Genomic DNA, 18,360 nt, shown 5'->3' on the forward strand with positions numbered 1-18,360 from the left:
GCCTCGGGCCCGCGTTTCGGATCATCCGCCGCCCTCTCCGGCCCCCGGCTGGCGGGGCAGCACCGGCTGGAGGACGAGCAGCCGCTCAACCAGCCGCAGGAACAGGGCGGCGTCCCGGAGCAGGTCGTCGGCCTCGCGTCGGCTCGCCGCGCTCGTGATGCCCGCCTCGGCGCGGGCCCTGCGCTGGGCGCCGGAGGCGAAGAGGGCGCTCCACTCGGTCAGCTCGGGCGCGAGCTGCGGAAGCAGCTCCCAGGTGCTCCTTATGCGCTGCCGGTGGCGGGGCGCGGTCTCGGGCCTGCCCCGGGCGGCGAGCACGGCGGCCGCGGCCCGCAGGGCGGCGAGGTGGGCGGTGGCGTACCGCTCGTGGGGCCGGTCGAGCGTGGCGGCCTCGACCAGTCCGGTGCGGGCCTTGGCGAGCAGGTCGAGGGCGGCGGGCGGGGCGGTGGCGCGGCGCGGGACGGGGTGGACGTCGGAAGCGGGTCCGGACCGAGCGGGGGTGGCGTGGCCACCGGGGCGGGGGCGGGGCGCGGCTGCTGCGGAAGGGCTGGCCATGACGTGCCTCCTGTCGTCGCGTGACGGCTCTGTGGCCGTATGTGTCCATCGTGCAGGGCCCCACTGACAATCCGGCTGACCTGGGGTTTTGCCTGATCGACTACCCCGCGCTAACTTTTGCACTGACCAGTCAGTGCAAAAATGGGGAAGTGGGGGGTGGGCCCGTGGGAGCGGAGGCAGAGGAGCAGCCGCACGGCGCCGCCGTCGTCGCGGACGGCTTCGGACTGAAGGGACCGCGCGGCTGGGCCTTCCGGGAGGTCTCCTTCCGGGCCGGGCCGGGCGCGCTGGTGGCGATCGAGGGACCGTCCGGCTCCGGCCGTACGTGCCTGCTGCTCGCCCTCACCGGCCGCATGAAGGCCACGGAGGGACACGCCGAGGTCGGCGGGGTGCGGCTGCCCCGCAAGCTGGGCGCGGTGCGCCGGATCAGCGCGCTCGGCCAGGTACCCGGCGTGAGCGAGCTGGACCCCGCCTTCACGGTCGCCGAGCACCTGCGCGAGCGGGCCCTGCTCCAGCGCCGCTACGACGGCTCCGTACGGGCGCTCCTGCGGCGCCCCGCCGAGCGGGCGGCGCAGGCGCGGGCCCGGATCGACGAGGCCGTCGCGGCCTCCGGCCTCGACCTCGCCGCCCTGCCGAAGGGCGAGCGGACCTCCGTACGCGATCTGGAGCGGCTCGAAGCGCTGCGGCTCTCGATCGCCCTGGCCCTCATCGGCCGGCCCCGGCTGCTCGCCCTGGACGACACGGACCTCAAGCTCTCGGACGCCGACCGGGCCGAGGCCTGGGCACTGCTGCGCTCGGTGGCCGAGGCCGGGACGACCGTCCTCGCGGTCTGCGCGGAAGCCCCGGCGGACACCCAACGGATCACGACGATCGCCGACACGGCGGATCCCGAGGAACCGGAGAGGCCCGCGGAGCCGAAGGCAGACCCGGAAACGGAGCCGGAGGCAAAGCCGGAAGCCGGGCCGGAAACGGAGCCGGAGGCAGGGCCGGCAACGGAGCCGGAAGCCGGGCCGGCAACGGAAGCAGACGACACCGCAGACGACACCGAGGAGGGGGCGGCCGATGCGCTCGCCGAAACTGGCCGCTCTTGAGCTGAAGCGCTTCGGCAGGGGGAAGCTGCCGCGCGCCGCGCTCGTCGCGATCCTGCTGCTGCCGCTGCTCTACGGCGCCCTGTACCTGTACTCGTTCTGGGACCCGTACAGCAGGCTCGACAAGATCCCCGTCGCCCTCGTCAACGAGGACCGGGGCGCCACCGCCGACGGCAAGAAGATCAACGCCGGCGACGACATCGCCGAAGGGCTCCTGGAGAGCAACACCTTCGCGTGGCACCGGGTGAGCGACGCCGAGGCGCGCAAGGGCGTCGAGGACGGGACGTACTACCTGTCCCTGACCATGCCCGGCGACTTCAGCTCGCGGATCGCCTCCAGCTCCGGCGACTCCCCCGAGACCGGCGCCCTCCGGGTTCGGACGAACGACGCCAACAACTACATCGTCGGCCAGATCTCCCGCACGGTCTTCTCCGAGGTGCGCACGGCGGCCTCCACCAAGTCCTCGCGCACCTTCCTCGACAAGATCTTCATCTCCTTCTCCGACATCCACGAGGCCACCGCGAAGGCCGCCAAGGGCGCGGACGACCTCAAGGACGGTGTGGACAAGGCGAAGAAGGGCTCCAAGGACCTGGCCGACGGCCTCAAGGACGCGAAGCAGGGCAGCGGCGACCTGGCCGCCGGGCTGAAGAAGCTCGACAAGGGCGCCAAGGAACTGGAGAGCGGTTCCCGCAAGGTCGCCAAGGGCACGCAGGAGCTCGCCGACAAGGTGAACGGCACCGCCGACAAGGTCCGCCCGTACCTGGCGAACAACGGCACGTCGATCCGCGACAGCGCCCGCCTCGCCTCGGACTCCATCGCGGCCGCCCGCAACAACCTCGACGACCTGGTCCGGCGCGCCCCGGTGGTCCGCGCCGCCGCGCACAAGGCGGACGACGGCCTCGCCGCCCTCCACCGCGAGGAGTGCGAGACGAACCCGGAGCCCGACGCCCGGGTGTGCGGGGTGCTCAAGAAGGCCTCGGTCTCCGCCGACGACGTGGCCACCATCGCCGACGACGTGCACGTCCTGACCAAGGACAGCACCGGCGACCTCAAGACCCTGGACGCACGGCTCGTCACGCTCAAGAAGCAGGCCGACGAGCTGGCCGTCCGCGCCCCGCACCTCGACGAGGACGTCGAGGGCGCCATCAAGAAGATCAACGAGCTCAACGCGGGCGCCAAGAAGGTCGCCGAGGGCGCGGACCGACTGCACACCGGCATCGGCGGCGCCAAGACCGGGTCGGCGAACCTCGACACCGGTGTCGGCAAGCTCAAGAAGGGCGCGGGCGAGCTCGACGGCGGTCTGTTCAAGCTGGCCGACGGCTCCGGCGCACTGGCCGTCGGTCTGCACGACGGGGTCAAGCAGATCCCCGACTACGACGAGAAGGACCGCGACCGGCGTACGGAGGTCATGGCCGACCCGGTGCAGCTGGCCTCGCAGTCGATGCACAAGGCGCCCAACTACGGCACCGGCTTCGCCCCGTACTTCATCCCGCTCTCCCTCTGGGTCGGCGCGATGGTCGCGTACATGATCATCCAGCCGCTGAACCGGCGCGCCCTCGCCGCCGGCGGCTCCGCCTGGCGGATCGCGCTGGCGGGCTGGCTCCCGGTGGCGGCGATCGGCGTCCTCCAGGTCGGGGCCCTCATGTCGGTCCTGCACTGGGGCCTCGGCCTCCAGATGGCCAGGGCCGCCGGCACGGTCGGCTTCCTCGCCCTGGTCACCTGCTGCTTCGCCGCGATCATCCAGTGGCTCAACGCCCGCTTCGGCGCGGCGGGCCGGATCCTCGTGCTCGCGGTGCTCATGCTCCAGCTGACCTCGGCGGGCGGCACGTACCCCGTCCAGACCAGCCCGGGCTTCTTCAACGCGATCCACCCCTTCCTGCCGATGACCTACGTGGTCGAGGCGCTGCGCCGGCTGATCACGGGCGGCGGGATCGAACCGGTCTGGCAGGCCTGCGCGGTGCTGACCGCGTTCACCCTGGGCGCCCTGGCCCTGACCGCCCTCTCCGCCCGCAAGCGTCAGGTCTGGACGCTCGACCGACTCCACCCCGAGCTGACCCTGTGAGACAGGGCCGGTGACACCCGCGACACCTGTGAGAATCGACCCCATGGACAGCAGCAGCACCCGACGCCAGGCCACCCGCGCGAAGCTTTACGAGGCGGCCGTCACCCTCATCGCGGAGCAGGGATTCTCCGCGACGACGGTCGACGAGATCGCCGAGCGGGCCGGCGTGGCCAAGGGCACGGTCTACTACAACTTCAAGAGCAAGTCCGAGCTCTTCGAGGAGCTGCTGCGGCACGGGGTCTCGCTGCTCACCGCCTCGCTGCGGGCGGCGGCGGAGGAGACCGACGAGCGGGGCGGGAGCCGGGTCGACGCGCTGGACGCGATGATCCGGGCGGGACTCGTCTTCATCGACCGCTACCCGGCCTTCACCCAGCTGTACGTGGCCGAGCTCTGGCGCACCAACCGGGCCTGGAACTCGACGCTCCTGGTGGTCCGTCAGGAGGCCGTCGCGGTGGTCGAGGGGGTGCTGCGGGAGGGTGTCGCGGCCGGTGAGCTGAGCGAGGACATCGACGTCCAGCTGACGGCGGCGGCGCTGGTCGGCATGGTGCTCGTGGCGGCGCTCGACTGGCAGGCCTTCCAGAGCGAGCGTTCGCTCGACGACGTGCACGCGGCGCTCTCGCGCCTGCTCCACGGCCGGGTCGGCGGCCGGTAGGCCCGCTCCGGCACCTCAGGGCACAGGACCGCGACACGCCCGAACCACCCTCCCCACCACGCGAAGAGGCCGGTGCGGCGAGGCTCGATCCCCCCGAGCCTCGCCGCACCGGCTTCCTTCTTCGCGTGCACCCCCGTGCACCCCCGTGGCACATCCCCCGTACCCCGGAGTCGGCAGGCGCGCGGCCCCGTTCCGCAGCCCCGTGCCGGCGGTACCGGAGCCGCGCCCCTTCCGTGGGCTCCACTCTCCCCTCTCGGCCGGTCCGCGCCCATCCGCGTACCTACTCATCTCGACCTCTAGGTACGGATACTCAGTCCTGGTTACGATCGCGGGCGTGTCGGTACTCCCCCTGGTGTTCACCAGCGGCTGGGCGAGCGGGATCAACGCGTACGCGGTGGTCCTGCTGTTCGGCGTCTTCGGCGCGACCGGGCTGACCGACGAGGTGCCCGAGTCCTTGCAGCGCACCGATGTCCTCGTCGTCGCGGGCGTGCTGTTCCTGTGCGAGGCGGTGGCGGACAAGATTCCGTACGTCGACTCGGCCTGGGACTCCGTCCACACCGTGATCCGGCCGATCGCGGGGGCCGTGATCGCGGCCCTCCTGGCCGGCCAGAACGGCTCGCTGCCGGAGCTCGCGGCGGGCGCGGTCGGCGGCTCGACGGCCCTCCTGAGCCACTTCGTCAAGGCCGGGACGAGGATGGCGGTCAACACCTCGCCGGAGCCGTTCTCCAACGTCGCGCTGAGCCTGGCGGAGGACCTCGGGGTGGCCGCGATCGTCACCTTCGCGATCTTCAACCCCGTGGCGGCGGCGAGCATCGCAGCCGTCCTGCTCGTCCTCGGCCTGGCCATACTGTTCTTCCTCGCCCAGCGGATCCGCCGCTTCCTGCGCCGCAGGTCCCAGCGTCGCGAGGAGCGTCACCTCATGGACGCCACCGCGGGGAGACGTACGCGGACGCCACCCCCACCTGACGAGTCCGACCACTTCTGAGCGGTGTCCGACCTGCCGGATAGGGTCGCTGACATGGCACGGATTGTGGTGATCGGCGCGGGACTCGGCGCCATGGCGACGGCGGCCCGACTGGCCGTGGCGGGCCACCGGGTGACGGTGTACGAGCGGACGGCGACGTACGGCGGGGCGGTCGGCCGCTTCGCCCGCGAGGGCTTCGCCTTCGACACCGGCCCGGGGCTGCTGCATCTGCCCGCCGTCTACCGGGACCTGTTCGTGAAGACGGGCAAGGAGCCCCTGGAGGAGTGCGTCGCGCTGACCCAGGTCGATCCGGCGAGCCGTCATGTCTTCGCCGACGGCACGCGCGTCGACCTGCCGAACGCCTCCCGGGCCGGCACGGTCGCCGCCCTGGACGCGGCGCTCGGCGCGGGCGCGGGCGAGCGCTGGGGCGAGTTCCTGGTGCGGGCCCGCGAGGCCTGGGACCGGACCCGGCGCCCGCTCCTGGAGGAGCCGCAGCCGGCGGACCCGACGCCGCTGGCCCGGGAGCCGTACCCGGCGCTCAAGGCGGGCCTGCTGCGCCGTCCGACGACGACGCTCGCCCAGGTCGGGGCGCGGGAGCTGGGCGACCCCCGGCTCGCCGCCCTGCTCGACGCGTACGCGTGGTCGTACGGTTTCGACCCGGCGACCGCCCCGGCGGCGGCCGTCGTCCTGCCGTACATGGAGCAGACGTTCGGCAGTTGGTACGTGGGCGGGGGCCTGCGGGCGCTCGCCGACGCGGTCCACGAGCGGTGCCGGAAGCGGCGGGTGGAGTTCGTCTTCGAGACACCGGTCGAGGACGTCCTGGAGAAGGACGGCCGGGCGGTCGGCGTCCGGCTGGCCGGGGGCGAGACGGTCGAGGCGGACCACGTGGTCTCCGGGGCGCCGGTGCCCGCGCTCTACCAGGAGCACGTCGTCGCGTCGGGCCGCGCCGACGACGACTGGCCGCACTACCAGACCAACGGGACGAGCCGGGTGACGGTCTGTCTGGCCCTGCGCGGCCCCCGGGAGGCGGCTGCGGTCCACCGCACGGTGGTGCACGCGGCCGGCGAGCGGCCGGCCGTGACGGTGCTGCGGCCGGACGACCCGGCGCTGCGGCCCGACGCGGAGCACGAGTCGGTGACGGTCACGGCGACGGTCCGCACGTCTCCGGAGCGGGACCCACAGGGCTGGGAGGCCTTCGCCGACCGGATGGTCGAGGCGGCCGGGGAGGCGGTGCCGGGGCTGCGGGAGCGGCTGTTGTGGCGGCACGTCCGCACGCCGGAGGACGTACGGCGGGACACCGGGTCCGCGGAGGTGCCGGGACCCGCGCTCGCCGGCGCGCGCGGGCTGCTGCTCCCGGCCGCCAACCGCTCCCCGCTGCCGGGGCTCTGGTTCGCGGGCGGCTGGTCCCACCCGGGCGGCGGACTCGCCCACGCGGGCATGTCGGGAGCGCTGGTGGCGGGCCTGATCGTGGAGGGCGCGGAGTTCCGCGGCTCGCGGTGACGGGCCCGCCGGAGTCCGCTCAGTAGCGGTACTGCTGCTGCTCGTCCGGGTGCTGCTCGTAGCCGTACGGGCTCTGCGGCTGCGGCGCCTGCTGCGGGGGCTGTTCGGTGTCGCGCTGCTGCGGGACCCAGACGCCGCCGGGCGGGGTGTCGTAGGTGTACGACGGGGCGTAGGGGTCGCCGTAGTACGAGGTGTACTGCTGGCCGTCCGTGCCCGGGCCGATGTACGGGTCGGAGTAGGCGGCGTACTGCTGCTGCGGGGCGGGCGCGCCGTAGTCGTAGGCCGGCTGCTGCTGCTCGTACGCCGGGGCGTACGGGTCGTAGGCGGGCTGCTGCGGCTGCTCGTACCCCGTGCCGTAACCCGCGCCCTGACCGGAGTCCTGGTGGCCGGAGTCCTGGTGGCCGGTGCCGTGGTGGCCGCCGTCCTGGTGGCCGGTGCCATAGATCCCGTACTGGCCGGTGTCGTCCGGCAGCGGCTGGGGTTCGTAGACCGCGGTGGTCTCGGCGGCGGTGGCGTCGTCATAACGCTCGCCGTCAGCCGGGGCGTAGGCGTCGACGGCGTCGTACGAGACCTCGGTGACCTCGAGCGTGGGCCCCGCCTGGGTCTGGGCGCCCGCCTTGCGGCGGCGGCTCGCCCCCGGGTTGCCGCCGATCGCCCAGCCGGTGGAGAAGCCGCGGCGGAAGGAGAGCGTCACATAGGTCTGGCCGACGGCGAAGGCGACCGCGCCGGCGATGATGACCGCCACCGAGGGCAGCAGCACGCCCAGGACGACGCCGAGGAATCCGGTGAAGGCGAGCAATCGCCATCGCAGCCGCGCTTTGTACTGGAGGAGCACCTCCCCCAGCAGCCACAACGCGACCACGCCGAATGCGATATAGAGGACCGTCCACCCCATGCCCCGCCGCCCCTCTCCACGGTCACCGCCGCGAGTCGGGGCGGGTACGACCGGTCACGACTGCTGGTGCAGTCCGAGATTCTCGTAGATCTCGAGCGTCGCGGTGGAGCTGTTCAGCGTGATGAAGTGCAGTCCGGGGACACCCTCGGAGAGCAGACGCGCGCAGAACTCCGTCGCGAACTCGATGCCAATGGAGCGTACAGCGGCCGGATCGTCCTTGACCGCGAGGATGCGGTCTTTCACATCCGCCGGGAAAGCGGCGTTGCTCAGCTGGGGCAGCCGGTCGAGGGTCTTCACATTCACAACGGGCATGACCTCGGGGATGATCGGGGTCTCGCAGCCGGCCTTCGCCACGCTGTCCCGCAGCCGCAGATAGTTCTCCGGGTCGAAGAACATCTGGGTGATCGCGTAGTCGGCGCCCGCGCGGCACTTGTCCACGAAGTGCCGGATGTCCGTGTCCCAGTCGGTGGAGCGGGGATGCATCTCGGGGAAGGCCGCGACGCCGACGCAGAAGTCTCCCGACTCCTTGATGAGCCGGACGAGGTCGGCGGCGTACCGGACGCCCTCCGGGTGCTCGATCCACTCCCCCAGCGGGTCGCCGGCCGGGTCGCCGCGCAGCGCGAGCATGTTGCGGATGCCGGCGTCGGCGTACTGGCCGAGGATGTTGCGCAGTTCGGCCACCGAGTGGTCGACGGCGGTGAGGTGCGCGACGGGGGTGAGCGTGGTGTCGGAGGCGACCTTCTGGGTGGCCTTGACCGTGCCGCCCCGGGTGGTGCCGCCGGCGCCGTAGGTCACGGAGACGAAGCTGGGGCCGACTGCCTCGACCCGGCGCATCGCGTTCCAGAGACCCTGCTCGCCCTTCGCGGTCCGCGGCGCGTAGAACTCGAAGGAGTACGACGTGCCGCCGGAGGCGAGGATCTCGCGGACCGTGCGTGCGCGGTCCGAGCGGATGGAAGCGGTACCTAGGGCCATACGGGCAGGTTAGACGGGGGACGCGGACCCGCGTAGACAGCGTCCGCGTTGTGGACAATTTTTCGGACATTCTTCCGGGACGCCGCTCAGGGCGCCCGGAGAACACCGCCAGGCCCCCGCGGGACCCGATCAGGCGCCGGCGCGCTCCCGGACGCGCTTGGCGAGGGCGGCGGTCGCGGCCGCCGGGTCCTCGGCCTCGGTGATCGCGCGGACGACGACGATCCGGCGGGCGCCCGCGTCCAGGACCTCGTCGAGGTTGGTCTCGTCGATGCCGCCGATGGCGAACCAGGGGCGGTTCTGAGCCAGACCCGCCGCGTACCGCACGAGGTCGAGCCCCGGCGCGTACCGCCCGGGCTTCGTGGGGGTGGGCCAGCAGGGCCCGGTGCAGAAGTAGTCCACGCCCGGTTCGACGGCGGCCGCGGCCGCCTCGGACTCGGCGTGGCAGGAGCGGCCGATCAGTACGTCGTCACCGCCGCCGAGGATCGCACGGGCCGCGGGCACGGGCAGGTCGCCCTGGCCGAGGTGGAGCACGTCGGAGGCGATGGCGTGGGCGACGTCGGCCCGGTCGTTCACCGCGAGGAGCTTGCCGTGGCGGCGGGCGGCCTCGGCGAAGACGGCGAGGTGCTCCAGCTCCTCGCCGGCCTCCATGCCCTTGTCGCGGAGCTGCACGATGTCCACGCCGGAGGAGAGCACGGCGTCGAGGAAGGCGGGCAGGTCACCCTGGCGCTTCCGGGCGTCGGTGCACAGGTAGAGCCGGGCGTCGGCGAGCCGCTCACGAGGCGTGGGCATGGGTGGGTTCCCCCCGTCGGTGTCGCCGGTGCCGCGGTGGCCGGCCCGTGAGGGGCCGGCCACCGCGTCACCCGCTGGTGGCGTCTTCGGTGCGTGCGCGCGTCAGAGGGCGAGCGCCTGGGCGCGGCGCTTCACCTCCGTGCCGCGATTCTCGTTGAGCGCCTGCGCGGGCGTGCCCGGCAGACTCTCGTCCGGAGTGAAGAGCCACTCCAGCATCTCCTCGTCGGTGAAGCCGTCGTCCCGCAGGACGGTCAGCAGCCCGACGAGGCCCTTGACGATCGCGTCGCCCTGGATGAAGGCGGCGGGGATCTGCAGGGCGTTGTTCTCTCCACGGCGCACGGCGATGAGCTGACCTTCCTTGATCAGCTGCCGCACGCGCGTCACCTCGACATCGAGCATCTCCGCGATGTCGGGCACGTAGAGCCAGGCGGGGACGAGCGCATCGATCTTTACGTCAATCTCGGTCACAGGACAAGCCTGCCATCCCGGACCGACAGCCGGTACCCGGGCCCTACCTCACTGCCGCCTTCAGAGGGACGGACGGGTCGGCGGCGCGCTCCGGATCGACGGGGGTGGCCGCCTCGATGAGCTTGCGGCCCTGGGCCAGGTCACGGGGGCGGCCGACGGCGAGGAGGGCCACCGGAACCCCGGCGCGCAGCCAGAGCACGGACCAGGTGTCGTCCGCCGGGTCGCCGCGCCACAGGAGCTCGTCGGCGTCCGCGTGGTGCCCGGCGTACTGGACGAACCGGCCGAACTGCTCGGACCAGAAGTACGGCACCGGGTCGTACGGGCCGGTGTCGGCGCCGGTGATCGTCGCGGCGACCGTGCGCGGGCCCTGGAGCGCGTTGTCCCAGTGGTGCACGAGGAGGCGCCGGCCGTAGCGGGCGGAGGGGTAGGAGGCGCAGTCGCCGACCGCGTACACGTCGGGCAGGGAGGTGCGCAGCCGCTCGTCGGCCGTGACGGCGCCGCTCGGGTCGAGGGCGATGCCGGAGCCGGCGAGCCAGCCGGTGGCGGGGCGGGCGCCGATGCCGACGACGACCGCGTCGGCGGGCAGCTCGCGGCCGTCGGCGAGGACGACCCGGCCGGGTTCGACCGTGTCCACGCGCGCGTGGGTGAGGAGTTCGGCGCCGTTCGCCCCGTACCAGCCGACCATGGGGGCGGTGACCTCGGCGGGCAGGGCCCCGGCGAGGGGGCGGTCGGCCGCCTCGACGACGGTGACGGCGCAGCCGGCCTCGCGCGCGGCGGTGGCGAACTCGGCGCCGATCCAGCCCGCGCCGACGACCACGACGGTGTGGCGGCGCTCCAGGACGGGGCCGAGGCGCACGGCGTCGTCGAGGGTGCGCAGCAGGTGGACCCCGGGGACGCCCTCGGCGCCGGGCAGGGTGACGGGGTGGGCTCCGGTGGCGACGACCAGGACGTCGTACGGGACGGGCCCGGCCTCGGTGTCGATCTCGTGGTCGGCGGCGCGCAGCCCGGTGACGTCGACGCCGAGGCGGAGTTCGACGTCGAGCGCCTCGAAGTCGACGTCGAAGGCGGAGTCCTCGGCCTTGCCGAGGAGGATCGCCTTGGAGAGCGGGGGCCGGTCGTAGGGCTGGTGGGGCTCGGCCCCGATGAGGGTCACGGGGCCGGTGAAGCCCTGTTCGCGCAGGGCGACGGCGGTCTGCACACCCGCCATCCCGGCTCCGACGATCACGACCTGCTGCTGGGACTGCTTCTGCTCGCTCACCCGACCACCTTACGCATCTGACGATCCGTCAGGAAGACGGTGGTTCGGGGAGGGGCCTGGGACCGCACCGGGGCTGCGGCTAGTCTGGCGGGCGTAAAGCACTCGCGGGAGCCCGGACGCACCGGGCTGAGAGGGAGGCTGGCCGGCCTCCGACCGTACGAACCTGATCCGGGTCATGCCGGCGAAGGGAGGGGCTGGACGCCCATGCGTTCTTCCGATGTCCTCGTGGTCGGGGGCGGCATCATCGGCCTGGTCACGGCCTGGCGGGCCGCACGGCGCGGGCTGCGCACCGCCGTGGTCGACCCGGATCCGGGCGGCGGCGCCGCGCGGGTCGCGGCCGGGATGCTCGCCGCCGTCACCGAACTCCACTACGGCGAGGAGACCCTGCTCGGGCTCAACCTCGCCTCCGCCGCGCGCTATCCCGCGTTCGTCGCCGACCTGGAGGAGTCCACCGGCCATGACGTGGGGTACCGCGCCTGCGGGACCCTCGCCGTCGCCCTCGACTCCGACGACCGGGCCCATCTGCGCGAACTCCACGCCCTCCAGACCCGCTGCGGCCTCACCTCGGAGTGGCTGAGCGGGCGCGAGTGCCGCCGTCTCGAACCGATGCTCGCCCCCGGGGTGCGCGGCGGGCTGCGCGTGGACGGCGACCACCAGGTCGACCCGCGCCGGCTGACCGCCGCGCTCCTCGTCGCCTGCGAGCGGGCCGGGGTGGTCTTCCACCGCGTCCTCGCGGAGCGCCTGACGGTCGTACGCGACCGGGCCCGCGGGGTCCTCCTCGCCGACGGCGAGGAGCTGAGCGCCGGCCAGGTCGTCCTGGCCGCGGGCAGCCTGAGCGGGCGGCTCGCGGGCGTGCCGGACGAGGTGCTGCCGCCGGTCCGCCCCGTGAAGGGCCAGGTCCTGCGGCTACGCGTGCCCGCCCCGTACGCCCCCTTCCTCTCCCGTACCGTCCGGGCCGTCGTCCGCGGCAGCCACGTCTACCTCGTGCCGCGCGAGAACGGCGAGCTCGTCGTCGGCGCCACCAGCGAGGAGCTCGGCTGGGACACCACGGTGACCGCGGGCGGGATGTACGAGCTGCTGCGCGACGCCCACGAGCTCGTCCCCGGCATCACCGAGCTCCCGCTCACCGAAACGCTGGCCGGACTGCGCCCGGCGTCCCCGGACAACGCGCCGCTGCTCGGCCCCAGCGCCCTGCCCGGCCTGCACCTGGCCACGGGCCACTACCGCAACGGGGTGCTGCTCACCCCCGTCACCGGCGACGTCATGGCGGAGGTGCTCACCACGGGCGCCCTCCCCGTCGAGGCCCGCGCCTTCACCCCCCGGCGGTTCTCCGTCGCCCCTCCCGTACGTCTGGAGCAACCCGCATGAACGTGCCCGTGAACGTGTCCGTGAACGGAGAACCCCGAGAGCTCACCGGCCCCGTCTCCCTCGACGCCCTCGTCGCGACCCTGAGCACGGCCCCGTCCGGGGTGGCCGCGGCCGTGAACGAGGCGGTCGTCCCGCGCAGCGAGTGGGCGGCGACGCTGCTCGGCGAGGGCGACCGGGTGGAGGTCCTGACCGCGGTGCAGGGAGGCTGAGCGCGATGTCCGACGACGTGTTCACCCTCGGCGGTACGGAGTTCTCCTCGCGCCTGATCATGGGCACCGGCGGCGCGCCGAGCCTCGACGTCCTGGAGCGCTCGCTGGTCGCCAGCGGCACCGAGCTGACCACCGTCGCGATGCGGCGGCTCGACCCGACGGTCCAGGGCTCGGTCCTCTCCGTCCTGGAGCGGCTCGGCATCCGGGTCCTGCCCAACACGGCGGGCTGCTTCACGGCGGGCGAGGCGGTCCTGACCGCCCGGCTCGCCCGGGAGGCGCTCGGCACCGACTGGATCAAACTGGAGGTCGTCGCCGACGAGCGGACGCTGCTGCCGGACGGGGTGGAGCTCCTCGACGCGGCGGAGACGCTGGTCGACGAGGGCTTCACCGTCCTGCCGTACACGAACGACGACCCGGTCCTCGCGCGGAAGCTGGAGGACGTGGGGTGTGCGGCGATCATGCCGCTCGGCTCCCCCATCGGCTCGGGACTCGGCATCCGCAACCCGCACAACTTCCAGCTGATCGCGGAGCGGGCAGGGGTGCCGGTGATCCTGGACGCCGGGGCGGGCACGGCCTCGGACGCGGCGCTCGCGATGGAGCTGGGGTGCGCGGCGGTGATGCTGGCCTCGGCGGTGACGCGGGCGCAGGAGCCGGTGCTGATGGCCTCGGCGATGCGGCACGCGGTGGAGGCGGGCCGGCTCGCGCACCGGGCGGGCCGCATCCCCCGCCGTCACTTCGCGGAGGCCTCGTCCCCCGTGGAGGGCCGCCCCCACCTGGACCCGGAACGCCCGGCGTTCCCGTAAGCGTCCTGCGGCGCTCGTCACAGCCGCGCTGCAGTACCGGGGCATCCGCACGGGGGCCGTGTCCACGGCTCGTAGACTCGACGCCGTGGACACGACCCTTCAGGACCCCCTCGTCGGGCGGCTGCTCGACGGCCGCTACCGCGTCGACGCGCGCATCGCCGTCGGCGGGATGGCCACGGTCTACCGGGCCGTCGACACCCGCCTCGACCGCGTCCTCGCGCTCAAGGTGATGCACCCCGCCCTCGCGACGGACGCCGCCTTCGTCGAGCGTTTCATCCGCGAGGCGAAGTCCGTCGCCCGGCTCGCCCACCCGAACGTCGTCGGCGTCTTCGACCAGGGCGCCGAGGGCGCGTACGTCTATCTGGCGATGGAGTACGTCGCCGGCTGCACCCTCCGCGACGTCCTGCGCGAGCGGGGCGCCCTCGCGCCCCGTGCCGCGCTCGACATCCTGGAGCCCGTCCTCGCCGCGCTGGGCGCCGCGCACCGGGCCGGGTTCGTGCACCGGGACATGAAGCCGGAGAACGTCCTGATAGGGGACGACGGCCGGGTCAAGGTGGCCGACTTCGGTCTCGTACGGGCCGTGGGCTCGGCGACCGCCACCACCGGCTCGGTCCTCGGCACGGTCTCGTACCTCGCGCCGGAGCAGATCGAGCACGGCACGGCCGACACCCGCGCCGACGTGTACGCCTGCGGTGTCGTGCTGTACGAGATGCTGACCGGCGGCAAGCCCCACGCCGGCGACACCCCCGCCCAGGTCCTCTACCAGCACCTCCACACGGACGTGCCCGCCCCCTCCGCCACCGTCCCCGGGCTCGCCTTCGAGCTGGACGAGCTGGTGGCGGCCGCCACCGTCCGCAACGCCGAGCTCCGCCCGCACGACGCCGTCGCGCTGCTCGCCCTGCTCCGGGAGGCCCGCGCCGCCCTCGACGACGAGCAGCTGGACGCCGAGCCGCCGCGGGCGCGCTCCGGGGCCCGGGACACCGCCGAGGACCGGACGAGCGTGATCGCCCGCGTCGTCCCGGCCGCGGAAGACCTCCAGCAGGTGCAGCACACGAACCGGCTGCCGGCCCCGGAGCCGCCCCCGGCCCCCACCGGCCGCGGGCGCGCGCCTCGCGGCCCGCTGATGATCGTCCTCGGCGTCCTGCTCGCGCTCGGTCTCGGCGGCGGTGTCTGGTACATCAATTCCGGCCAGTTCACCCGTGTCCCGGCCGTCCTCGGCCAGACCGAGGCCACCGCGACCCAGCGGCTCGAGGACACCGGCCTGGACGTCGGCACGACGAAACGTGCCTTCAGCGAGGTGTACGAGCGCGGCACGGTCATGGCCGTCGACCCCGCCCCCGGCGAGCGCGTCCGGGGCAACGCCACGGTCACCCTCACGCTCTCCCGCGGCCCCGAGATCGTGAAGGTGCCCAACCTCAGGAACAAGCCGCTCCCGGAGGCCAAGCGCCTGCTGAAGAAGGAGGGGCTGGCCCCCGGGGTGATCACCGAGGAGTTCAGCGACTCCGTCGCCCAGGGCGCCGTGATCGGCTCCGACCCCGAGCCCGGCACCGAGCGCCGCCCCGACTCGGCCGTCGCCCTGGTGGTCAGCAAGGGCTCCCCGATCGACATGCCCGACGTCACCGCCGAGACCGTGGCCGACGCCACGGCCACGCTCCAGGAGGCCGGCCTCACCGTGCGGGTCGCGCCGGAGCGGATCAACTCCCCGGAGGGCGCCGGCACGATCGCCGCCCAGTCCCTCGCCGAGGGCAGCCGGGCCGCCGAGGGCGACACCATCACCCTCACCGTCTCCAAGGGACCGAAGCTGGTCGAGGTCCCGGACGTCACGGGCGAATCCACCGACGACGCCCGTACGGCGCTTGAGGACGCGGGCTTCGAGGTGGAGGTCAAGAAGTCCTTCCCCTTCCTCGGCGACAAGGTCGCGAGCCAGTCCGTGGACGGCGGCACCACCGCCCCCGAGGGCTCCATCGTCACCATCACGATCAAGGGACTCTAGAAACTCATGCGCAACCCCGTCGGCGGTCACGTCCCCGTGGCCGGTGGCCTCGCCACGACCGGCCTCGCCTACGCCCGCGTGCTCGGCGCCGAGACCGTGCAGGTCTTCGTCGCCAACCCGCGCGGCTGGGCCACCCCGGTCGGCAATCCGGTTCAGGACGAGGCCTTCCGGGCGGAGTGCGAGGCCGAGTCGATCTCGGCCTGGGTCCACGCCCCGTACCTGATCAACTTCGGCTCCCACACCGAGGCCACCGTGGAGAAGTCGGTCGACTCGCTGCGGCACTCGCTGCGCCGGGGCCGCGAGATCGGCGCGAAGGGCGTCGTGGTGCACACCGGCTCGGCGACCGAGGGCCGCCCGCGCGAGGTGGCCCTCGCGCAGGTACGGGAGCGGATGCTGCCGCTCCTCGACGAGCTGACACACGAGGACGATCCGTACCTGCTCCTGGAGTCGACGGCCGGCCAGGGCTTCTCGCTCTGTTCGCGCGCGGAGGACTTCGGCCCGTACTTCGACGCCCTCGACCGCCACCCTAGGCTCGGCATCTGCCTCGACACCTGCCACATCTTCGCGGCGGGCCACGACCTCGCGGCGCCGGGCGGCGCGGTACGGACGCTCGACGAGCTGGTGGCGACCGTCGGCGAGGGCCGGCTGAAGCTGATCCACGCCAACGACTCGAAGGAGGCCGTGGGCGCCCACAAGGACCGCCACGCCAACATCGGCGCCGGTCACATCGGCGAGGACGCCTTCCGCGCGCTGCTGCGCCACCCGGAGACGGACGGGGTGCCGCTGATCATCGAGACCCCGGGCGGCACGGAGGGGCACGTGGCCGACGTGGAGCTCCTGAAGAAGCTCCGCGGTTGAGGTATACCCCAGGGGGGTATAGTTTTCTTGTGACGGCAGGAACCGCTACCCGACCTTGGGGGGCACCCATGCAGCACGACGCGCACGCCCATCACGACCACACCGCCCACGAGGACCACAGCGGGCACGAGCACCAGGGGCACCACCAGCCTCACGGCAAGGTCTCCTGGTCCATGGCCGCCAAAGCCACGCTGCACTGCCTCACCGGCTGCGCCATCGGCGAGGTGCTCGGCATGGTCATCGGCACGGCACTCGGCTGGGGCAACGTCCAGACGATGATCCTCGCGATCATCCTGGCCTTCTTCTTCGGCTACGCGCTGACCCTGCGCTCCATCCTCGCCGCCGGCGTCGACTTCCGGACGGCCTTCAAGGTCGCGCTCGCCGCCGACACCCTCTCGATCGCCGTCATGGAGATCATCGACAACGGCGTCCTGGCCCTCTGGCCGGGCGCCATGGACGCACACCTCGACGAGCCGTTCTTCTGGATCGTGCTCGCCATCGCGCTCGCCGCCGCGTTCGTGATCACCACGCCGGTGAACAAGTGGATGATCGGCCGCGGCAGGGGCCACGCGGTGGTCCACCAGTACCACCACTGAACGAACCGACGGTCCGGAGCGCTACAGCTCCGGGCCGTCACCCGGTCCCTCCTGGTACGAGTAGCGCTGCTCCGTCCACGGGTCACCGAGGTTGTGGTAGCCGCGCTCCTCCCAGAAGCCCCGGCGGTCGGCGGCCATGTACTCCACGCCCCGGATCCACTTGGGCCCCTTCCAGGCGTACAGGTGGGGGACCACGAGCCGCAGCGGGAAGCCGTGCTCGGCGGTGAGCAGCTCGCCCCCCTTGTGGGTGGCGAAGATCGTGCGGTCGGCGGCGAAGTCGGAGAGCCGCATGTTGGCGCTGTAGCCGTACTCGGCCCAGACCATCACATGCGTGACCTGCGGCGCGGGCGGAGCCAGTTCGAGGATGGTCCGGGCGGGCACTCCACCCCATTCGGCCCCGAGCATGCTGAATTTCGTCACGCAGTGCAGATCGGCCATGACCGTGGAGAACGGCAGGGCCGAGAACTCCTCATGGTTCCAGCACCGCTTGTCACCGTCCGCCGTCGCGCCGAAGACGCGGAACTCCCAGCGCTCCGGCTTGAACTTGGGGACGGGCCCGTAGTGAGTGACCGGCCAGCCGCGCTGCAGCCGCTGACCCGGCGGGAGGTCCGGCGAACGATCCGGCGCCCCCGCTTCCCCTTCCCGGCGTTCTCCGCTCTCCGGCTGACCCATGTCATCCATGGTGACAGACGGCGAGGGGTGGTCATGACCAGCCGACCTCCCACCCGTCCGGGATTCGGGCAACTCCCACTAAGCCTGCACTTACTGGACGCCCCCCATTCGGGGTGCGAGGATGCGGCCATCCTGCCCAGTGACGGCACAGACACGCAACGTGGAAGTGGAAGGAGCCTCTGCGATGCAGGGCGACCCCGAGGTCCTCGAGTTTCTCAACGAGCAGCTGACCGGCGAGCTGACGGCCATCAACCAGTACTGGCTGCACTATCGCATCCAGGACAACAAGGGGTGGACGAAGCTCGCCAAGTACACCCGCGAAGAGTCCATCGATGAGATGAAGCACGCGGACAAGATCACCGAGCGCATCCTGATGCTCGACGGTCTGCCGAACTACCAGCGGCTCTTCCATGTCCGGGTCGGCCAGACGATCACCGAGATGTTCCAGGCGGACCGCCAGGTCGAGGTGGAGGCGATCGACCGCCTCAAGCGCGGGATCGAGGTCATGCGCGCCAAGGGGGACATCACGTCCGCCAACCTCTTCGAGGAGATCCTCGCCGACGAGGAGCACCACATCGACTACCTGGACACGCAGCTGGAGCTGATCGAGTCCCTGGGCGAGGCGCTCTACATCTCGACCCTGATCGAGCAGCCGAGCTAGCTC

19 protein-coding genes and 1 riboswitch are annotated in these 18,360 nt (G+C 72.7%); of the genes, 12 read left to right on the top strand and 7 right to left on the bottom strand.

Going from position 1 to position 18,360, the window contains the following annotated elements:
- Window positions 1–21 precede the first annotated feature (21 nt).
- On the bottom strand, window positions 22–552 hold the full coding sequence (locus tag ACFWWU_RS13780; RefSeq protein ID WP_384143738.1) for an SAV_6107 family HEPN domain-containing protein: 531 nt from the start codon (window positions 550–552) through the stop codon (window positions 22–24).
- A 164-nt stretch (window positions 553–716) separates the two neighbouring features.
- Here ACFWWU_RS13780 and ACFWWU_RS13785 point away from each other — a divergent pair, with 164 nt between their 5' ends.
- The 5 genes from ACFWWU_RS13785 to ACFWWU_RS13805 all read left to right on the top strand — a co-directional run bounded on the left by ACFWWU_RS13785 (window position 717) and on the right by ACFWWU_RS13805 (window position 6,815).
- Complete coding sequence (locus ACFWWU_RS13785) at window positions 717–1,640, top strand: ATP-binding cassette domain-containing protein (protein ID WP_384143741.1); 924 nt, start codon at window positions 717–719, stop codon at window positions 1,638–1,640.
- Window positions 1,612–3,699 carry a YhgE/Pip family protein gene (locus tag ACFWWU_RS13790; RefSeq protein WP_384143744.1) on the top strand — a complete coding sequence of 696 codons (2,088 nt, stop codon included), beginning with the start codon at window positions 1,612–1,614 and terminating at the stop codon, window positions 3,697–3,699. The genes ACFWWU_RS13785 and ACFWWU_RS13790 overlap by 29 nt, the downstream gene beginning before the upstream one ends.
- Window positions 3,700–3,742: 43 nt before the next feature.
- The gene (locus ACFWWU_RS13795) at window positions 3,743–4,351 is read left to right on the top strand and encodes a TetR/AcrR family transcriptional regulator (RefSeq protein ID WP_384143746.1); all 609 of its coding nucleotides are present in this window, start codon (window positions 3,743–3,745) and stop codon (window positions 4,349–4,351) included.
- A 334-nt stretch (window positions 4,352–4,685) separates the two neighbouring features.
- Entirely contained in the window at window positions 4,686–5,336 is a 651-nt protein-coding gene (locus ACFWWU_RS13800; RefSeq protein ID WP_384143749.1) for a DUF4126 domain-containing protein, read from the top strand.
- Window positions 5,337–5,369: 33 nt separating this feature from the next.
- The gene (locus ACFWWU_RS13805; RefSeq protein WP_384143752.1) at window positions 5,370–6,815 is read left to right on the top strand and encodes a phytoene desaturase family protein; all 1,446 of its coding nucleotides are present in this window, start codon (window positions 5,370–5,372) and stop codon (window positions 6,813–6,815) included.
- 19 nt (window positions 6,816–6,834) lie between these two features.
- Here ACFWWU_RS13805 and ACFWWU_RS13810 read toward each other — a convergent pair whose 3' ends face one another.
- From ACFWWU_RS13810 to ACFWWU_RS13830, 5 genes are all read right to left on the bottom strand, one after another.
- Window positions 6,835–7,710, bottom strand: a complete 876-nt coding sequence (locus ACFWWU_RS13810) for a hypothetical protein (protein WP_384143755.1) — start codon at window positions 7,708–7,710, stop codon at window positions 6,835–6,837.
- A 54-nt stretch (window positions 7,711–7,764) separates the two neighbouring features.
- Complete coding sequence (gene metF, locus ACFWWU_RS13815; protein ID WP_384143758.1) at window positions 7,765–8,682, bottom strand: methylenetetrahydrofolate reductase [NAD(P)H]; 918 nt, start codon at window positions 8,680–8,682, stop codon at window positions 7,765–7,767.
- A 129-nt stretch (window positions 8,683–8,811) separates the two neighbouring features.
- Entirely contained in the window at window positions 8,812–9,471 is a 660-nt protein-coding gene (gene thiE / locus ACFWWU_RS13820; RefSeq protein WP_384143761.1) for a thiamine phosphate synthase, read from the bottom strand.
- Between the two features lie 102 nt (window positions 9,472–9,573).
- The gene (locus ACFWWU_RS13825; RefSeq protein ID WP_267043143.1) at window positions 9,574–9,939 is read right to left on the bottom strand and encodes an Rv2175c family DNA-binding protein; all 366 of its coding nucleotides are present in this window, start codon (window positions 9,937–9,939) and stop codon (window positions 9,574–9,576) included.
- A gap of 43 nt (window positions 9,940–9,982) precedes the next feature.
- A complete protein-coding gene (locus tag ACFWWU_RS13830) occupies window positions 9,983–11,146 on the bottom strand; it encodes an NAD(P)/FAD-dependent oxidoreductase (RefSeq protein WP_384143944.1) in 1,164 nt (387 codons plus the stop codon).
- A gap of 145 nt (window positions 11,147–11,291) precedes the next feature.
- A riboswitch (TPP riboswitch) is annotated at window positions 11,292–11,404 on the top strand.
- On the opposite strand from ACFWWU_RS13830, the gene thiO reads away from it, so the two are divergent.
- The 6 genes from thiO (at window position 11,402) to ACFWWU_RS13860 (ending at window position 17,024) form a co-directional block, all read left to right on the top strand.
- Window positions 11,402–12,565 (top strand): glycine oxidase ThiO, encoded by a 1,164-nt coding sequence (gene thiO, locus ACFWWU_RS13835; RefSeq protein ID WP_384143764.1) that lies wholly within the window; start codon window positions 11,402–11,404, stop codon window positions 12,563–12,565. Its footprint overlaps the riboswitch before it by 3 nt.
- Entirely contained in the window at window positions 12,562–12,774 is a 213-nt protein-coding gene (gene thiS / locus ACFWWU_RS13840; protein WP_384143768.1) for a sulfur carrier protein ThiS, read from the top strand. Before thiO ends, thiS begins: the two co-directional genes overlap by 4 nt.
- 5 nt (window positions 12,775–12,779) lie before the next feature.
- A complete protein-coding gene (locus tag ACFWWU_RS13845) occupies window positions 12,780–13,577 on the top strand; it encodes a thiazole synthase (RefSeq protein ID WP_384143770.1) in 798 nt (265 codons plus the stop codon).
- Between the two features lie 85 nt (window positions 13,578–13,662).
- Entirely contained in the window at window positions 13,663–15,570 is a 1,908-nt protein-coding gene (gene pknB / locus ACFWWU_RS13850; protein WP_384143773.1) for a Stk1 family PASTA domain-containing Ser/Thr kinase, read from the top strand.
- 6 nt (window positions 15,571–15,576) lie between these two features.
- Window positions 15,577–16,428, top strand: a complete 852-nt coding sequence (locus ACFWWU_RS13855; protein WP_384143775.1) for a deoxyribonuclease IV — start codon at window positions 15,577–15,579, stop codon at window positions 16,426–16,428.
- Between the two features lie 68 nt (window positions 16,429–16,496).
- Window positions 16,497–17,024 (top strand): DUF4396 domain-containing protein, encoded by a 528-nt coding sequence (locus tag ACFWWU_RS13860; RefSeq protein WP_384143778.1) that lies wholly within the window; start codon window positions 16,497–16,499, stop codon window positions 17,022–17,024.
- Window positions 17,025–17,045: 21 nt separating this feature from the next.
- Here the strand turns inward: ACFWWU_RS13860 and ACFWWU_RS13865 are convergent, their stop codons facing one another.
- The gene (locus ACFWWU_RS13865; protein WP_384143781.1) at window positions 17,046–17,696 is read right to left on the bottom strand and encodes a sulfite oxidase-like oxidoreductase; all 651 of its coding nucleotides are present in this window, start codon (window positions 17,694–17,696) and stop codon (window positions 17,046–17,048) included.
- Between the two features lie 184 nt (window positions 17,697–17,880).
- Here ACFWWU_RS13865 and bfr point away from each other — a divergent pair, with 184 nt between their 5' ends.
- Window positions 17,881–18,357 (top strand): bacterioferritin, encoded by a 477-nt coding sequence (bfr, locus tag ACFWWU_RS13870; RefSeq protein ID WP_024755581.1) that lies wholly within the window; start codon window positions 17,881–17,883, stop codon window positions 18,355–18,357.
- Window positions 18,358–18,360 lie beyond the last annotated feature (3 nt).

This window comes from Streptomyces sp. NPDC058650 (assembly GCF_042717315.1).
Lineage (GTDB): Bacteria > Actinomycetota > Actinomycetes > Streptomycetales > Streptomycetaceae > Streptomyces.

Coding starts and splice junctions, on each gene's coding strand:
- ACFWWU_RS13845 (WP_384143770.1), top strand. CDS start 12,780: ATGTCCGACGACGTGTTCACCCTCGGCGGTACGGAGTTCTCCTCGCGC.
- bfr (WP_024755581.1), top strand. CDS start 17,881: ATGCAGGGCGACCCCGAGGTCCTCGAGTTTCTCAACGAGCAGCTGACC.
- thiO (WP_384143764.1), top strand. CDS start 11,402: ATGCGTTCTTCCGATGTCCTCGTGGTCGGGGGCGGCATCATCGGCCTG.
- ACFWWU_RS13860 (WP_384143778.1), top strand. CDS start 16,497: ATGCAGCACGACGCGCACGCCCATCACGACCACACCGCCCACGAGGAC.
- thiE (WP_384143761.1), bottom strand. CDS start 9,471: ATGCCCACGCCTCGTGAGCGGCTCGCCGACGCCCGGCTCTACCTGTGC.
- ACFWWU_RS13855 (WP_384143775.1), top strand. CDS start 15,577: ATGCGCAACCCCGTCGGCGGTCACGTCCCCGTGGCCGGTGGCCTCGCC.
- ACFWWU_RS13810 (WP_384143755.1), bottom strand. CDS start 7,710: ATGGGGTGGACGGTCCTCTATATCGCATTCGGCGTGGTCGCGTTGTGG.
- ACFWWU_RS13865 (WP_384143781.1), bottom strand. CDS start 17,696: ATGGGTCAGCCGGAGAGCGGAGAACGCCGGGAAGGGGAAGCGGGGGCG.
- thiS (WP_384143768.1), top strand. CDS start 12,562: ATGAACGTGCCCGTGAACGTGTCCGTGAACGGAGAACCCCGAGAGCTC.
- ACFWWU_RS13805 (WP_384143752.1), top strand. CDS start 5,370: ATGGCACGGATTGTGGTGATCGGCGCGGGACTCGGCGCCATGGCGACG.
- ACFWWU_RS13830 (WP_384143944.1), bottom strand. CDS start 11,146: ATGGCGGGTGTGCAGACCGCCGTCGCCCTGCGCGAACAGGGCTTCACC.
- ACFWWU_RS13795 (WP_384143746.1), top strand. CDS start 3,743: ATGGACAGCAGCAGCACCCGACGCCAGGCCACCCGCGCGAAGCTTTAC.
- metF (WP_384143758.1), bottom strand. CDS start 8,682: ATGGCCCTAGGTACCGCTTCCATCCGCTCGGACCGCGCACGCACGGTC.
- ACFWWU_RS13780 (WP_384143738.1), bottom strand. CDS start 552: ATGGCCAGCCCTTCCGCAGCAGCCGCGCCCCGCCCCCGCCCCGGTGGC.
- ACFWWU_RS13790 (WP_384143744.1), top strand. CDS start 1,612: ATGCGCTCGCCGAAACTGGCCGCTCTTGAGCTGAAGCGCTTCGGCAGG.